This window comes from Flexithrix dorotheae DSM 6795 (genome assembly GCF_000379765.1).
Taxonomy (GTDB): domain Bacteria; phylum Bacteroidota; class Bacteroidia; order Cytophagales; family Flammeovirgaceae; genus Flexithrix; species Flexithrix dorotheae.
In genome coordinates, this window is record NZ_KB903439.1 from 65,825 (window position 1) to 81,745 (window position 15,921).

9 protein-coding genes are annotated in these 15,921 nt (G+C 37.5%); 6 read left to right on the top strand and 3 right to left on the bottom strand.

The genetic code is table 11. The features are described from left to right. Positions 1–43 precede the first annotated feature (43 nt). The 3 genes from A3EM_RS0113220 to A3EM_RS0113230 all read right to left on the bottom strand — a co-directional run bounded on the left by A3EM_RS0113220 (position 44) and on the right by A3EM_RS0113230 (position 5,415). A complete protein-coding gene (locus A3EM_RS0113220) occupies positions 44–3,460 on the bottom strand; it encodes a SusC/RagA family TonB-linked outer membrane protein (protein WP_020528695.1) in 3,417 nt (1,138 codons plus the stop codon). 132 nt (positions 3,461–3,592) lie between these two features. Continuing rightward, positions 3,593–4,636 (bottom strand): FecR family protein, encoded by a 1,044-nt coding sequence (locus A3EM_RS0113225; protein WP_020528696.1) that lies wholly within the window; start codon positions 4,634–4,636, stop codon positions 3,593–3,595. Between the two features lie 182 nt (positions 4,637–4,818). Next, positions 4,819–5,415 carry an RNA polymerase sigma-70 factor gene (locus A3EM_RS0113230; RefSeq protein ID WP_020528697.1) on the bottom strand — a complete coding sequence of 199 codons (597 nt, stop codon included), beginning with the start codon at positions 5,413–5,415 and terminating at the stop codon, positions 4,819–4,821. A gap of 391 nt (positions 5,416–5,806) precedes the next feature. Between A3EM_RS0113230 and A3EM_RS0113235 the strand changes: the two genes are divergently transcribed. The 6 genes from A3EM_RS0113235 (at position 5,807) to A3EM_RS42330 (ending at position 15,897) form a co-directional block, all read left to right on the top strand. Next, complete coding sequence (locus tag A3EM_RS0113235; protein ID WP_020528698.1) at positions 5,807–7,771, top strand: FG-GAP repeat domain-containing protein; 1,965 nt, start codon at positions 5,807–5,809, stop codon at positions 7,769–7,771. A 297-nt stretch (positions 7,772–8,068) separates the two neighbouring features. After that, positions 8,069–9,646 carry a M81 family metallopeptidase gene (locus A3EM_RS0113240; RefSeq protein WP_020528699.1) on the top strand — a complete coding sequence of 526 codons (1,578 nt, stop codon included), beginning with the start codon at positions 8,069–8,071 and terminating at the stop codon, positions 9,644–9,646. A 410-nt stretch (positions 9,647–10,056) separates the two neighbouring features. Continuing rightward, positions 10,057–10,413 (top strand): HepT-like ribonuclease domain-containing protein, encoded by a 357-nt coding sequence (locus A3EM_RS0113250; RefSeq protein ID WP_020528701.1) that lies wholly within the window; start codon positions 10,057–10,059, stop codon positions 10,411–10,413. 52 nt (positions 10,414–10,465) lie between these two features. Beyond that, the gene (locus A3EM_RS0113255) at positions 10,466–11,503 is read left to right on the top strand and encodes an AI-2E family transporter (protein WP_020528702.1); all 1,038 of its coding nucleotides are present in this window, start codon (positions 10,466–10,468) and stop codon (positions 11,501–11,503) included. A gap of 487 nt (positions 11,504–11,990) precedes the next feature. Then, positions 11,991–13,439, top strand: coding sequence for a mandelate racemase/muconate lactonizing enzyme family protein (locus tag A3EM_RS0113270; RefSeq protein WP_020528705.1), 1,449 nt, complete (start codon positions 11,991–11,993; stop codon positions 13,437–13,439). 145 nt (positions 13,440–13,584) lie between these two features. Further along, the gene (locus tag A3EM_RS42330; protein WP_083925228.1) at positions 13,585–15,897 is read left to right on the top strand and encodes a CRTAC1 family protein; all 2,313 of its coding nucleotides are present in this window, start codon (positions 13,585–13,587) and stop codon (positions 15,895–15,897) included. Positions 15,898–15,921: the final 24 nt, after the last annotated feature.

Genomic DNA, 15,921 nt, shown 5'->3' on the forward strand with positions numbered 1-15,921 from the left:
CAACATGTTTATATTTTTATACAATTATGTAATCACAATAGAATTAAAAATTTAGATTCGCACCCAAGCTGTAAATTCTCGGTACCGGATATCCGGCCAAATCAACCCCCTGGCTGAGATTTCCACCATCTCCATCTCCATTGTTTTGCATACTTGTTTCAGGATTGGAACCTCCCCAATAATTGGTAAATACGTATACATTTTGGATGGATGCATACAAGCGAGCTGATTTGAAAAACTTCTCGATTCCTTTGAAGGTATAACCCAGGGTAATATTTCTGATATTCAAATAAGAGGCATCAGCCACAAACCGACTGTTCATCCAGTCTCTTTCAATTCCGGTTACATTACCTCCGCCAACGGTAGTTCCAAAAAAGCCTTTACCAGGATTTTCCTCCGATCTAAAACGGTGTTTTACTTCCTTCATGAGGTTAAAAACACCATCCAGGTTGGTTGTACTGTATAAGTGACGGACTAATAATTGATTGCCATGGGAACCGGTACACAAAATCTTGAAGTCAAAATTTCCAAAGGAAACACTATTGGTAAATCCATAAGTAAAATCTGGAAAGGGATTTCCCATAATCGCCCTGTCATCATCATCCCCTCCTCTGGTAATTACTCCATCTCCATTCACATCTACTAATTTTATACTTCCAACAGTTGATCTTCCTGGCACTTGTGGTGAACTATCCAGATCTTGCTGATTCATATAAACACCATCCGCAATATGTCCATAAAACTGCCCGAATGGCTGACCTACCTGGGTAATATGATATTGCCCGTAAACCCTGTCAATTCCATCAGCTAAAGACTCTACAATATTTCTGTTAAATGAAATATTGGCATTAGTCGTCCATTTCACTTTGCCTGTAGTATTGACTGTATTTATCCCAAATTCATGGCCCCAAAAACGGATATTTCCAATGTTGTCACTAAAATTTGTAAACCCTGATTCTCTTGGAACCTGTACATTGTACAACAGGTTAGTCGTATTCTTTTTATAATAATCATATACCAGGCTAACACGGTCATCGAACAGACTTAAATCAAATCCTATATCAAATTGCTTTGTTGTTTCCCAACCCAGGTTAGGATTAGCTAATGAATTTACTGCCGATCCAGGTGCTAAATTATTATCAAATGCAGCATTAACCGTATTATTTATAAGAGCATATTGGGTATAGTTACCAATGTTGTTATTTCCGGTGATCCCATAACTTGCTCTCAGTTTTAACAGAGAGATGGCATTCACATCTTCCAAAAAAACCTCATCAGAGGCAATCCAGCCAGCCGATACTGATGGGAAAGTACCCCATCTGTTTTCAGATCCAAACCGCGAAGACCCGTCATAGCGAATGGCTGCAGTTAATAAATATTTGCCATTATAATTATAAGTCAACCTGGAAAGGAAGGAAACTAAACTCCATTCCTGTACTTCATCAGTGGTGGAATTTCTATTGAGGTTGGCAGCTCCTTGTACAGTTGAAATTCTATCATCGGCAAAAGTATCCATTCCCATTCTAAACCTATCCCTACGATACCTTTGATAAGTAAAGCCTCCAAGAACTGAAAAATTATGATTCCCCACACTTTTTACATACGTTGCTGTATTTTCATTCAACCAGGATAAATCATTAAATTCATCCCGTGAAGATTCGGAAGTTGCCGGAATTGGTCTGTTAATTCGGAAAGTAGCGGTAGTAGGGCTAAAGAATTTATATTTTGACCCATAAATTTCAGCATTAATACTCGACTTTAATGTTAAATCTTTTATTGGTTTAAATTCAATATAGGAACTTGAAATTAAATTAAGCTCTGTGGTTTCGTTTACAATTTCCTCCGCTGACCTCACCCAATTGGCATAAGAGAATATATTTCCTGTACTTGCCGGAAATTGGTTATAATAAGTCAGCTCCCCATTTTCATCATAAATTGGCATAATTGGCCAGGTATGTAAAGCATTAAATAAAATACCTGTCCCCCGGGTCCCATCTGTTCTTGGTGTATTATCTTTTATGTAGGACGGAGCCAAATTAAAACCCACCTTCACTTTAGGAGAAACATCATAATTCATATTCAATCGCAGGGAAAACCTCTTATAATCAGAATTTATAACAACCCCATCCTGATCGAAGTAACCTGCCACAACAGCTGTACTTAATCTATCTGTATTAGAGGTTACTGTAAGGTTATAATTCTGAATAGGAGCTTGCCTCAATAAGGCATCATACCAGTCATTAGTTTTACCTTCGTACTGAGAGGGGTCCTGGAAAATATCTGGTACGGGCAGACCAGCATCAGAATAATATTCTTTCTTAAACTGCGCGAACTCCACAGCATCCATCATTTCCAATCTGCCGTTTTTTGGAACTTCCTGGATTCCGTAGGAAGCATTAAAACTAACATTCGTTTGCCCGGCTTTGCCCTTTTTTGTAGTAATTAAAATTACTCCATTCGCAGCTCTGGATCCATACAAAGAAGTAGATGCAGCATCTTTTAAAACGGTGATATCTTCAATTTCATCCGGGTTGATGGTGCTGATATCTCCGGTTATTGGAAAACCATCAATTACATACAATGGACTACTACCTGCGGATACTGAAAGCTGACCACGGATTCTTATAGACATACCAGCCCCTGGCTTACCTGTAGTCTGATTAATTTGAACTCCGGCCATTTGTCCAACCAGCTTTTGGGTTACTTGCGAAACAGGAAAATCTTTTAATTCTTCAGCATCCACAGTTTGAACAGCTCCTGTTATTTCTTTCTTTACCTGGGTACCATATCCTACAATTATTATTTCATCAAGTTGTTCCAAATCTTCCTCTAGAGAAATATTTATCTCAGTTTGATTGTTAACTTCAATTTCTTTAGTCAAAAAACCTATATAACTATATTGAAGAATATCTCCGGGATTTACCTGCAGGCTATAGGCTCCATTCATATCAGAAGTGGTTCCCACTGTAGTTCCCTTTACAAGAATACTCACCCCGGGCAAAACTTCATTATCACTGGAAGAGGTGACCTTTCCTGATACCCGGAATTGAATTACATCAATGATTTCATCATATATCTTTTTCCCCTTTTCGATATTATCACGCTTGTTTACATAAATTTTATTGTTGATTCTTTTAAACTGCAAGTCGTAATCTCTAGCGATAGAAGTTAAAAGATGATGTAAAGATTCATCTCTTGAAAAAATTTCTACTCGCTGCCAGTCATTGATTCGTGCATTGTTATATACAAACTTAAGATCTGTCTGTTTCTCTATTTCATTAAAAACTCTTTTTAAAGAGACATTTTCCAAAGTGACCGAAATGGAAATATCTTCCAATTTGGTATTTTGAGCAGTTACATCTGAAGCTACCAGCAGGGAATAAAACCCACACTGTAGTACTAATCCTATAATTGCAAATTTTGACATAATGACTATTTGCCTAAGTAATTTCATTTTCATATCTTAGAAGTCTTGGTTAAAAATTTATTTTTAATCTTGAGGAGCTCTCGATAACTGATTCCATTCCCCAATGTGCAGTTTTGAGAGCTTTTTCTTTATTTATCTATGAGGTGTCCATTTTCCTTTTTTTGTTTAGTTAATAATTACCTTTCGATCTTCAATTTTATACTTAAACCCAAAAGCAAAGGCGATCCCTTCCATCACAATTTCAAGACTTTCATTCTGAAACTGATCTGATATTTTCCCGGAAGTATTTGTGGAATTTTTTATTTCAAATTTTACTGCATACCACCTTTCCAGTACCGGAATAATTTCTTTTAAAGATTTATTTCTAAAAACTAATATTCCATCCTTCCAGGCCAGGATTTCTTCCGGATCAAATTTTTGTTTCACCACCGCCTTTTCTTCTTTTATGTACCTGATCTCCTCTCCCGGATTAAGAACAATAGATTTGCATGCAGATATGCATTCTTTATTCCTTATGCTTTTCTCCAATAAAACCTTTCCTTCTGCCAAAGAAATTTTTAACTCATTATCCTCTGGAAATGCCCTGATATTAAAAGCGGTTCCCAGGGCAATTGTTTTAAAAACATCTGAAATGACAATGAAAGGTTTTGAAGTATCTTTAGCCACATCAAAATAAGCCTCCCCCTCCAACACAACCGATCTGGTATCTCCAAAAATTTCCGGATATCTTAAGGTACTGCCCGAATTTAGAGTTACCTTGGTTCCATCCCTTAAAGTAATGATTGATTTTTCTCCAGCTAAATTTCTCTTTTCTTTTATTCCTATAACCTGAGTGACTGAAATTTCTCGTTGCTTTGATTTTTCTAAACCCCAATATACACTCACTAATAAAATGAGGATGGAAGCTGCAACAGCAGAAAACTTCCAGTAATTATTTTTCCTTTTTTTAGGATGGAGATCAATTCCTACTGATTTTCCATGTGGAAGATCCTGCTCTATTTCCACTAATATCCTATTAAAAACCTCTTCCTGATTGTGTGCATAATTAAATTGGATATTTGTATTTTGCCATAAATCTTTAATCTGATCATACTTTTCAGTATTTTCTTCGGAAAAAGAAAGCCAGGATTCCAATTCTTCCTTTTCATTCTTATTGATTTCTCTGGTCAGTGATTTTCCTATAAGGTTATGTATATATTCCTCGTCCATATCATTTAACAAACTAATGAATTAAGTAATAGCCTGTCATTTTCTATTACAGTCCTATTTAAATTTTACATTTGCCTGGTTTTAAAAGGATGACACAAGGAAAGGGTTTTACCCTACCTCATGAATGAAAAAAAATTAAAAAATCTTCCGGGAAAATAGATTCTGAGTGGAGAAAATAAGCTTTATGGAATAAATAAATTTAATAAAACAATTTTAATATCAGCATTTGTCCTATACTTTTCAATTTCCTGCCGCATAATTTTTAAAACATTCCCTACATGCTTTTCTACAGTTTTTACGGAAATATTTAAAACCAGGGCGACCTCTTTATATTTCAATCCATCCTCTTTCACCATCTGATAGACAATTTTTGCCTTTGGGGGAACTTTATTATAAGCTTTTTCAATAATACTTACTAATTCTTCATTTAGCAGGGATTCTTCTGGATTAGATATAGAAATTGTTGCAGGAATTTTTAAATGATCCATTGTATATGCCTTGTTAAACTGATTGTCACGAAGGTGGTTTAAAGACAATCTTTTGGTCATGACATACAGATACCCATGAAGGTTGTCAATATTTCCAATAGTTTTCCTGGATTCCCAAAGTTTAATGAAAACCTGAGAAACGATTTCTTCGGCATAAAATTCATCCAAAACGTAAATTCGGGAAACCGCAATGAGCTTTGAATAGAAATGATTGAAAATAGTTTTAAAGGCTTTGAGGTCCTCAAATTTCCTCATTTTAGCCAACAACTCATTTATTTGACCGTCATTCATTTTGTTAGTAATTTATTTTCACTTTCATTTGGTTAATGCTCTGGGAACAAATACCTAAACTTCAGCAATAGTTCAACAAAGAGTACCCAGACACAATACTCCCACCTTGTTAAATAAGGCAATTAAAACAAAATTGGATGGGCTTACAAGATAGTATTAAAGTTAATAAAATTTATATTACCACAAGCTAACCGAAATTTTACGGAAAGGCATCCTGTACTGTGGGGGCAATTTCTATTTTCAAATACTTTATACTATTGAATTCATAAAAATTAATGATTACATTGCAGCCCTTTTTTAATGCCCCATTTTATAAGGGAGATTACATTTTAATAAACTCACTAAAAACCCATCCAAATTAACCAATCACCTCATAAGTTAAAATTTAAATATGATATCGAAAAACAACATTATTACTGCCCTGTCTTTTGCCTTTTTAATTGCCTGCAACCCTCAGAAAAACCAATCTGATACGGAAAAAACTTCTACTCAATTTGAGCGAATTTCCTACAACAATTCAGACCTTGTGGTTGATCTGGGAGTGGGGTTATGGGCCTGGCCTTTACCAATTGATTATGATGAAGATGGAGATTATGACTTATTGGTTTCCTGCAAGGATGTCCCTTTTAATGGTATTTATTTCTTTGAAAATACAACAGGTGAAGCCTTTCCTGTATTTGAACCGCCCGTTCGAATTGCTGATGCAGTTAAAAATATTCAAATTTCCTATGTGGATGGAAAACCAAAGGTTTTACAGCCCGGCCAGGAATTGGTAGATTTTAAAAATGCCTTTGATACAAAACCCAAATCGCTTTTCCCCGGAGATGCTTTTGATAAACTACACAACAAAATTCGCTTTAATCAATGGAAATATGTGGATTATGAAAATGACGGTGATTTGGACATCATTGTGGGGATACAGGATGGAGAGGATTACGGATGGGATAATGCTTTTAATGATGAAGGCGTATGGACGAATGGCCCGCTACATGGTTTCGTGTATCTTATTGAAAATATTGATGGGACTTATGAACTAAAAGACAAAATTCTGGCGGGGGGAAAACCAATCGATGTTTACGGTGCTCCTTCTCCAAATTTTGACGATTTTGATAATGATGGCGACCTGGATATTATTTGCGGGGAATTTATTGATAAATTTACCTGGTTTGAGAATATTGGAACCCGGGAAAATCCCAAATATGCCGAGGGCAAATACCTTTCGAATGACAAAGGTATTATTACCATGGATTTGGAAATGATTGTGCCCGTTTCCATTGACTGGGATAAGGATGGCGATATAGATCTAATAGTTGGGGATGAAGATGGGAGAGTCGCTTTTATGGAAAATACCGGAGTTATAAAAGACAAAATGCCTGTTTTCGAATCTCCCAGATATTTTCAACAAAAAGCAGAATACTTAAAATTTGGCGCTTTGGTCACTCCTTTTAGCACCGATTGGGATGATGATGGAGATGAAGATTTAATTTGTGGAAATTCGGCCGGTTATATCGGTTTTATAGAAAATGTGGATGGCTCAGAAAATCCTGGCTGGGCACCACCTGTATATTTAAAAGCAGCAGATGAAATCATTAGAATTCAGGCTGGGGAAAATGGTTCAATTCAAGGGCCTTGCGAATCCAAATGGGGGTATACCACCTTAACTGTAGCGGATTGGAATAATGATGGATTGAAAGATATTATTGTAAATTCAGTTTGGGGGAAATTATTATGGTATGAAAATATCGGAACTTCCGGAGCACCAAAACTGGCTAAGGAGCAGCCTATAGCACTTGAAGGCACTTCTGCAAAACCTGACTGGTATTGGTGGGACCCTGAAGAAAATACGCTGGTAAGCCAGTGGCGAACGACACCTGTTGCCATAGACTGGAATCAGGATGGCCTTATGGATCTGGTAATGCTCGATCATGAAGGATACTTATGTTATTTCGAGCGATTTAAAAAAGACAATGAATTAGTACTTAGAGCACCAGAAAAAATTTTTCATTCGAATCATAGAGGTTATAGCAGCAAAAATGAGGTGGTGGATAGTCTTCCGGGGAATTTGAGGTTGAATGAAAGGAAATACGGGGGAAGTGGCAGGAGAAAACTAGCATTTGGGGATTGGGATAATGACGGAGATCAGGACCTAATTGTGAATGGGATAAATGCCGTTTATTTTGAAAATACAGGCACTAAAAATGATCAGGTCCAAATGACATTCAGAGGAAATTTATCGGACCACAAATTAGCAGGACATACCACCAGCCCTACTCTTGTAGATTGGGATAAAAACGGGAAACCTGATCTGCTATTAGGTGCTGAAGATGGCCACTTTTATTATTTAAAAAATGAATAAAGGCTTATTAAAGTTTTAGGAAAGTAATAAGGGGGAATAAAATGGGAATTAGAAACTAATCCGCTAGCCATTCCCCCTTCCAGGTAAATTTTTTGTAGGGAGATGGTTAGCCTAGTGGCAAGTAAATAAATCTAACCTCAGCTTCCCTAGTAGTTTCTATCTATCTGAAAAATAAAAAAAACTTGAAAAGCGGTTGTGATGCACAGATTATGGGAAGAAATTTCTATTAGATTTTTATTAGGTCTATTTTAGCAGGTAAATCAATAAATTAACTAAAATAAACCTGTTTAAACTAAAATGAATAGACTATTCTATATCTCATTATTTTTACTTGCTCAAATTCTAATTTCCTGTAATGGCGAACAGAAAAATGAAGAAAACAAAAAAGATCTTCCCCGGGTGGCCATTGCTGGGTTAGCCATTGAATCCAGTACTTTTTCACCCGCACAAACTCATGAAGAAGCATTTCATGCCAAGACAGCAGATGATGTTTTTTCATTTTACCCATTTTTATCTATTGATTCAGCCAACAGAAAACGTGCTGACTGGTATCCAACTCTAAGAGCTCATGCGCTTCCAGGTGGAATTGTAACCAGGGCAGCCTACGATTCGCTGGTGGGCAAAACCCTTGAAATGTTAAAAGAAAATCTGCCATATGATGGGCTGTTCTTCGATATTCATGGCGCCATGAGTGTAGTTGGAATTGATGATCCTGAGGGAGATTTTATCCTTAAAGTTCGGGATGTCGTTGGTCCGGAAACCCTTATTTCCACATGTATGGACTTGCACGGAAATGTCTCCTGGCGCCTTGCTCAAAATACTGACCTGATCACCTGCTATAGAATGGCTCCTCACGAAGATGCATTGGAATCTAAACAAAGAGCGGTTGAAAATTTACTGGACAGACTTGAAGCAGGAAAAGGAAAGCCTGCTTATAAGGCCTGGATTCCAGTACCTGTTTTATTACCCGGTGAGAAGACCAGTACCCGAATTGATCCGGGGAAAAGTTTATATGCCAAAGTTGACCCTTTAACCAAACAAGATGGTGTAATTGACGCAGCCATCTGGATTGGCTACGCCTGGGCCGATGAGCCTCGAAACCACGCAGTAATAATGGCATACGGTGACGATAAAGAAAAAGTAACTCAAAGTGCTGAAAAGCTGGCACAAAGCTTCTGGGATGTCCGGAATGAATTTGAATTCGTTGCTCCAACTGCTACCTTGAAAGAAAGCCTTGATATGGCCATTAAAAGCGAGAAAAAGCCCTTCATGATTAGCGATATGGGAGACAATCCTACCGCAGGCGGAGCCGGAGATGTTACCTGGACATTACATGAAATTTTGAAAAGACCAGAATTTAAAAAAGAAAATGGACCTTCCCTGATTTACGCTTCTATTCCCGGGCCTGAATTTGTTGCCAAAGCTATTGAAGTAGGCGTTGGTGGACAAATTGAAGCATTGGCCGGAGCTGCTATTGATGACCGATATGCTCCTCCGGTAAAACTTTCAGGAACTATTGAAGCTATTGAACATGGTGATACCCATGCTGAAACAGAAGTGGTGATAAAAACAGGAAGTATTCATGTGATCGTGACAAAAAAACGAAAGCCTTACCACAAGGAAGCAGATTTTACCCGGTTAGGCTTGAATCCTAAAGCATCTGATATTGTGGTGGTAAAAATTGGTTACCTGGTTCCTGAGCTTTATAATATGAGAGGAGACTGGATAATGGCGCTTACCCCCGGAGGTGTTGATCAGGACCTGGAGCGACTGGATTACAAAAGACTGAAAAGGCCTATTTTCCCATTGGACAAAGATATGGCAGACCCGGATTTGTCAGCCCGGTTAGTTCCTTTATCAAATGAAGTAAATTAAAAAAGATTCCCTTACTACAGCCCATGTGGTAAGGGAAAGCTTTTATTGAAGAACCCATTCTACAATATTGAAGGTAAAATTCCACGATTTTAAAAATTTAGCCTCTCCCCAGATTACCTGCTATTTTTAGTTTTTGATTTTTGGTATTTTATTGTTTTCAATCCCATAAAATTGGAAATTATCACATTTTCCTTATTCCTAATTCACTAATCAATACACTGACTTTCAATTATTTGTAAGTAATTCCGTGATTAACCAGATTGATTGTTGTATCAAATCTTCAAACTTTACAGCAAACCAAAATCCAGAATTAAAACAAAGTGATTTCCTCCCCTTTAAAGCCTCTTTTGGGCAACTGGCACAAATCTTTGAACTTCTCAGGTAAAACCAAGAAAAAATAAATCAAAATCATGGAACATAAAACTGAATTATATCAACATCAAAATTTCATTTTACAAATAATTCACCAGACCCTGGCAGAAACAAATGGGGTTTCTTTTGAGGAATTTCAACAAAATGAACAAATGAAAGAAATGCTGTATTCCCAAATACAGGAAATTGGGCAGGCCGCTCAGGAAGTGATCAACCTAAATCTATCAACTCTGGATAACCAGGAGATTTATAAAATTATGTCAAGTTTTAGAAATGCCCGATATCACCAGGAAGCTGAATTGGATCACGGACCAGTATGGGATATTGTAAAAAATGATTTACCGAGATTTGAACAGATTTTGGAAAATGATATTCAAGAAGTTGAATCCTATTAAAATCCTTATTAATTAATTTTTCCCCAATAACCCTTTCAATCTGGCTTCAAAAATGATAAATCACAAGCAGGTTAATTTAGTGAGTAAAATCCTATTTATCTCAGCATTGTTAATAGTGGGACTATATTTCCTTAGCTCACTATTAACACCTCTTGTTTTTGCGGCCATTATTTCCCTTTTATTATTACCCATTTGCCAGAAGCTGGAATCCTGGAAAATCAACCGGATAATATCTATCCTTGCTGTTTTACTTATGTCAACTGTCTTGGTTGGGATTATTTCCTTCTTTTTTATTTCCCAATTCAATAACTTTCTGGAGGATTTCCCTAACCTTCAGGACAAAATAGAAAAAAGCGCTGGGAATTTTTATCAGGATTTGAACCAACAATTAGGCCTTGAGGTCAAAGACCCTGTCAGTTTTCTCCAAAATAACTCTTCTGGTTTAATGAGTTCCGGTAGTAAATATCTCTCCAAATTTTTTGGTGCCACCTCAGGTTTAATATCCTTTCTCACCCTTGTGCCCATCTATTGTTTTCTGCTGTTACTATACAGAAATAAATTCAAAAATGCCTTTCTGGACTTTTTCCCATCAGAGAAATGTAAAAAAATAAAAACCATTATAGTAGAGATAAAAGAAACCGTACAGCAGTATTTTCTGGGTTTGCTGATCGTAATTAGTATCATAGCCGTGTTGAATTCTATCGGACTATTGGCTTTGGGAATCAAATATTCCATTCTTTTAGGTGTTTTTTCTGCATTGCTCACTGTTATTCCCTATGTCGGTGTGGTGGTTGGAGGGCTAATACCTGTTTTAATTGCCCTTGTCACGAAAGATTCCCTCTGGTATCCTGCCGGAGTAGTTGGAATTTACTGGCTGGTTCAGTTTCTGGAGGGTAATTTAATTACCCCAAAAATTGTGGGTGCACAGGTAGACTTAAATGCCCTTGCAGTTATTTTTGGATTGCTGGCATTTGGACAATTGTGGGGATTGATCGGTTTGATATTAGCTGTCCCAATCATTGCGGTGATAAAAGTAGTCTTTTCCTACAGTGAAAATTTAAAACCAATTGCCTCCATGTTGGGGAAATAACTGCACTGTTCTCTTTTTAAATCCGGAATTTCCCTTCCAATACTTATAAATTCCTCATTGAGCAAAAAAAGCCACTTCTCTTTATATACATTATCACAACTAAAGGCTCTTATAGCTGAAAGATAGACCATGTTTTGCCCACAATTTAATTTGTGGTTTTAATTGATATTTTCTCCAAAAAAGGGTACTTTTTGGAAAAAGCAGGAGGAGCATAAATTGATGCTTTTCCCGCCCTTAGGCAAAATTCAGATTTTTTATATCTACTCAAATTCAACCAGCAAATATCCTGAATAAGATAACTTTTTATTGAATCCTTTTTTAGAAAATCAGAGCTTGTTAAATGCTAAATAAGCCAAATTAATTAATGTCTAATTGAGGTGAGTCAATTTTTTGAATTCCATTTCTTTCCCGAAAATTCCTGTGAAAAATTCTTTTAGGGAAAGACCTTTTACCGAACATATTTAAATCAATTTTATAAAGCAGTACTATGATATACAAAAACAAAAAACTACAGAGAATTTTTGGAAGCACCGTAAAGGAAGAAAAAGAACAACAGACTAAAAACAGACGTTCTTTTTTCAAAAAAGCAGGATTAGGAGGTTTGAGTCTGGCTGGATTAGGCATGGCTTCTATTCAGGACCAGGTAGCATATGCTACTCAAAACGTTAGCCGGCATTCCAGTCCTTCAGAACTAAAAATCACCGACATGCGAATAGCAGAAATCGGGGGAGATGTGGTTTTCAGAACTCCAATTGTGAGAATTTATACCAATCAGGGAATTATTGGACACGGAGATGTAAGAGATGGAGCAGCCAAAGAATACGCTTTATTTCTAAAAAGCAGATTGCTTGGAGAAAATCCTTGTAACGTAGAAAGGTTATTTGGCATTATCAAACAATTTGGGCATCATGGCCGACAAGGTGGAGGCGTTTCCGGAGTGGAAATGGCCCTTTGGGATATTGTGGGAAAAGCCTATGGTGTTCCGGTATACCAGTTACTGGGGGGCAAATACCGGGAAAAAGTAAGGGTTTATTGTGACACCACTGTTTCTAAAGATCCGGTGGAATATGCGAACAGAATGCAGGCTCGGATAGACCAGGGTTATACCGCATTAAAAATGGATATTGGTATCAATCTGATAAAAGATATTCCCGGAGCCCTGATCAATTCTCCGGATGCCAAGTATAATCCTTATCAATATGATTATACCGATTACAACAAAACCAAACATCCGTTTACCAGGGTACAAATCACAGAAAAGGGACTGGATAAACTGATGGAATATCTGGATGTAATGCGATCGAAAATTGGGTATGATGTGCCAATGGGTACCGACCATTGGGGACATTTTGGGGTAAATGAAGCCATAAAAATTGCCCGGGCAGCCGAGCCATATAACCTGGCTTATATTGAAGATATTATCCCTTGGCAAATGGATGAACAATGGAAAGAAATCACCATGTCTTCTACTACACCTACTCAGACTGGTGAAGATATTTATATGCTGGAAGGCGGTTTTGAAAAATTAATCACTACCCGATCGGTAGATATTGTACATCCCGATCCCAATACAGCCGGAGGTATTTTAGAAACCAAACGTATTGGTGATTTTGCTTCAAAACATGGCATTGGGTTCATGCATCATCATGCGGCAGGTCCAATATCCTTCCTGGGTTGTGTACATAGTGCAGCTGCAACTGAAAACTTTATGTGGCTGGAGCACCATGCCGTAGACAAAAAAGACTGGGAGAATCTGGTCACCGGATTTGACGGCCCGATTGTAAAAGATGGTTATGTAACCGTTCCGGAAAAACCGGGAATTGGGGTGGAATTGAATGAGGAAATGGTGAAAAAGTACCTGATCAAAGGGGAAAAATTATTCGCTCCTACTCCTGAATGGAATGAAATCCGAGCCTGGGACAGACTCTGGAGTTAATTTTTAAGTAAATTGTTAAATGCCTCTTTCCTGATCGGAAAGGGGCATTTTTTCATTGCAAACCAGCAAACCATTTTACCATAATTCTTTTATTATCCTTAGGTATTATATGTATTTTTATACTGATACTATCTAATTCTATGAAATGCACCAAAACTTTTTAAGAGCCACATCTTTCCCTCAATTACAATTATTGCTATTTTCCATATTCGTTTTTTCAGCCTGTATGACCACTAATGAGGAATCGGACCAGAGTAATCACAAAGAAATGACGGAAATTTTGAAGGAAGTGAATCTGAATTTTGAAAATGGTCAGAACCTATTTGCCAATTCTTCAAGAATTAAATATTTGGATAGTTTATTAGCTGTTTCCGCTGAGGAACAAAAATTCCCCTTATTATATGAAAAAGCCATCAATTTACTAAGAGCCGGTCATTCTCATGAGGCAGCTCAAATTTTCAACCAGCTCCAACAGGAAAAAAAGGAGCGTTTATTAAAGTCGGGATTATTCATGGATAAAATCCGGAAAATTCCTTTCTATCTTGGATTGAGCTATCTGAGGATTGGTGAACAGGAAAATTGTATCTTAAACCATACTTCAGCTTCCTGTATCATTCCCATTTCCCATGAAGGTTTTCATACCAAACAGGAAGGTTCCGAAATGGCGATAGAAACTTTTACACAAATCCTGAAAAATGAACCTAATGATTTTGCTACCAGGTGGCTTTTGAATATCGCTTATATGACATTGGGGAAATATCCGGAACAGGTTCCTTCAGACTGGCTAATTCCACTTTCTGCATTTGCATCTGACTATCCGCTTCCCCCGTTTACCGATATTGCACAAAACATTGGGTTTGATTTCAGAGGATTAGCCGGTGGGTTAATTGTGGATGATTTCGATAATGATGAATTGCTGGATATTATGGTTTCGGAATGGGGTCCGGATGATCAGTTGCATTATTTAAATAACAATGGAGATGGAACCTTCTCCGACCTCACTCTACAGGCGGGAATTCAGGAAATTACCGGAGGGTTAAACATGATTCAGGCCGATTATAACAATGATGGATTCCTGGATATTTTCATCCTTAGGGGGGCATGGCTCAATGAATTTGGCAAGCAACCCAATTCTTTGCTTAAAAATAATGGAGACAATACTTTTAGTGATGTAACCATTTCTTCAGGGCTTTTGTCATACCATCCTACCCAGTCCGCCACCTGGAATGATTTTAACAATGATGGCTGGCTGGATTTATTTATTGGGAATGAATCTAACGGAACAAATGAAGGCTTTCATTTCAGTGAATTATTCCTCAACAATCAGGATGGGACTTTTAGCGATAAAGCCAGTTCAGCGGGTTTGCTTGTCAATAAGGCAGGGTTTAGATTATCTTCCTATTACATTAAAGGAGTGACATCCGGGGATTATAATAATGATGGCTGGCAGGATATTTATGTTTCTACTGGGGTATTTAAAAAGGCCCAGAATTTTTTGTTCAGAAATAATGGGGTAAATGAAAATGGCGAATTGACTTTTACCGATGTTACCAGAGAGGCAGGGCTAGGTGGGCAAAATTCTACTTTTTCCACCTGGTTTTGGGATTACAATAATGATGGTCATCCGGATATTTTTGCTTCAAGTTATTTCAGAGGAGAATTCAGAGGAAGTATCATCAAGGACATTGCCCTGGAATATTCGGGGATAGCTCATCAGGCAGAAAAGGGATTTTTATATAAAAATAATGGGGATGGCACTTTTCAAAATGTCAGCGAAGCAACCAACCTGAATAGAATTATTTATGCCATGGGGGCAAATTTTGGAGATCTGGATAACGATGGGTTTCTGGATATGTATTTGGGAACTGGAAATATAGAATTGAATACCATTATGCCAAATAAGATGTTTCGCAACAAGGATGGAGAAGCTTTTCAGGATGTAACTACTGCCGGAGGGTTTGGAAACATTCAGAAAGGACATGGCGTGGCCTTTGCCGATCTGGATCATGATGGTGACCAGGATGTACTTATTTCCATGGGAGGAGCTTTTGAAGGCGATGTCTATCAAAATACTTTTTACCAGAATCCGATAGCAGGAACTCCGGAGGAAAACAACTGGGTGATGATTTCCCTGGTTGGGGAAACCTCCAACCGGTTTGGGATTGGTTGCAGAATAGAGATTGAGATAGAAGATTCAACAGGCATAAGGAAAATTTACAGAGATGTAAACTCGGGTGGGAGCTTTGGCAGTAATCCTCTCCGACAGCACATCGGGTTGGGACTGGCTAGAAAAATTAAACAATTGAGTGTTTTTTGGACTGGAAATGAAAACCCTCAAATTTTCCAAAACCTGGAGGTGAATAAATATTACAGATTAAGGGAAAACAATTCCAGGCAGGAGGAAATTCATTTAAAAATTTTGGATTTCGAGTCAAAAAAATCGGCACATTATCACTAAAAAAAGGATTACTTTTTCAGTAAT

Excerpts from the sequence above, each read along its gene's own strand:
- A3EM_RS0113220 (WP_020528695.1), bottom strand. The coding sequence starts at position 3,460 with ATGAAAATGAAATTACTTAGGCAAATAGTCATTATGTCAAAATTTGCA.
- A3EM_RS0113225 (WP_020528696.1), bottom strand. The coding sequence starts at position 4,636 with ATGGACGAGGAATATATACATAACCTTATAGGAAAATCACTGACCAGA.
- A3EM_RS0113230 (WP_020528697.1), bottom strand. The coding sequence starts at position 5,415 with ATGAATGACGGTCAAATAAATGAGTTGTTGGCTAAAATGAGGAAATTT.
- A3EM_RS0113235 (WP_020528698.1), top strand. The coding sequence starts at position 5,807 with ATGATATCGAAAAACAACATTATTACTGCCCTGTCTTTTGCCTTTTTA.
- A3EM_RS0113240 (WP_020528699.1), top strand. The coding sequence starts at position 8,069 with ATGAATAGACTATTCTATATCTCATTATTTTTACTTGCTCAAATTCTA.
- A3EM_RS0113250 (WP_020528701.1), top strand. The coding sequence starts at position 10,057 with ATGGAACATAAAACTGAATTATATCAACATCAAAATTTCATTTTACAA.
- A3EM_RS0113255 (WP_020528702.1), top strand. The coding sequence starts at position 10,466 with ATGATAAATCACAAGCAGGTTAATTTAGTGAGTAAAATCCTATTTATC.
- A3EM_RS0113270 (WP_020528705.1), top strand. The coding sequence starts at position 11,991 with ATGATATACAAAAACAAAAAACTACAGAGAATTTTTGGAAGCACCGTA.
- A3EM_RS42330 (WP_083925228.1), top strand. The coding sequence starts at position 13,585 with ATGCACCAAAACTTTTTAAGAGCCACATCTTTCCCTCAATTACAATTA.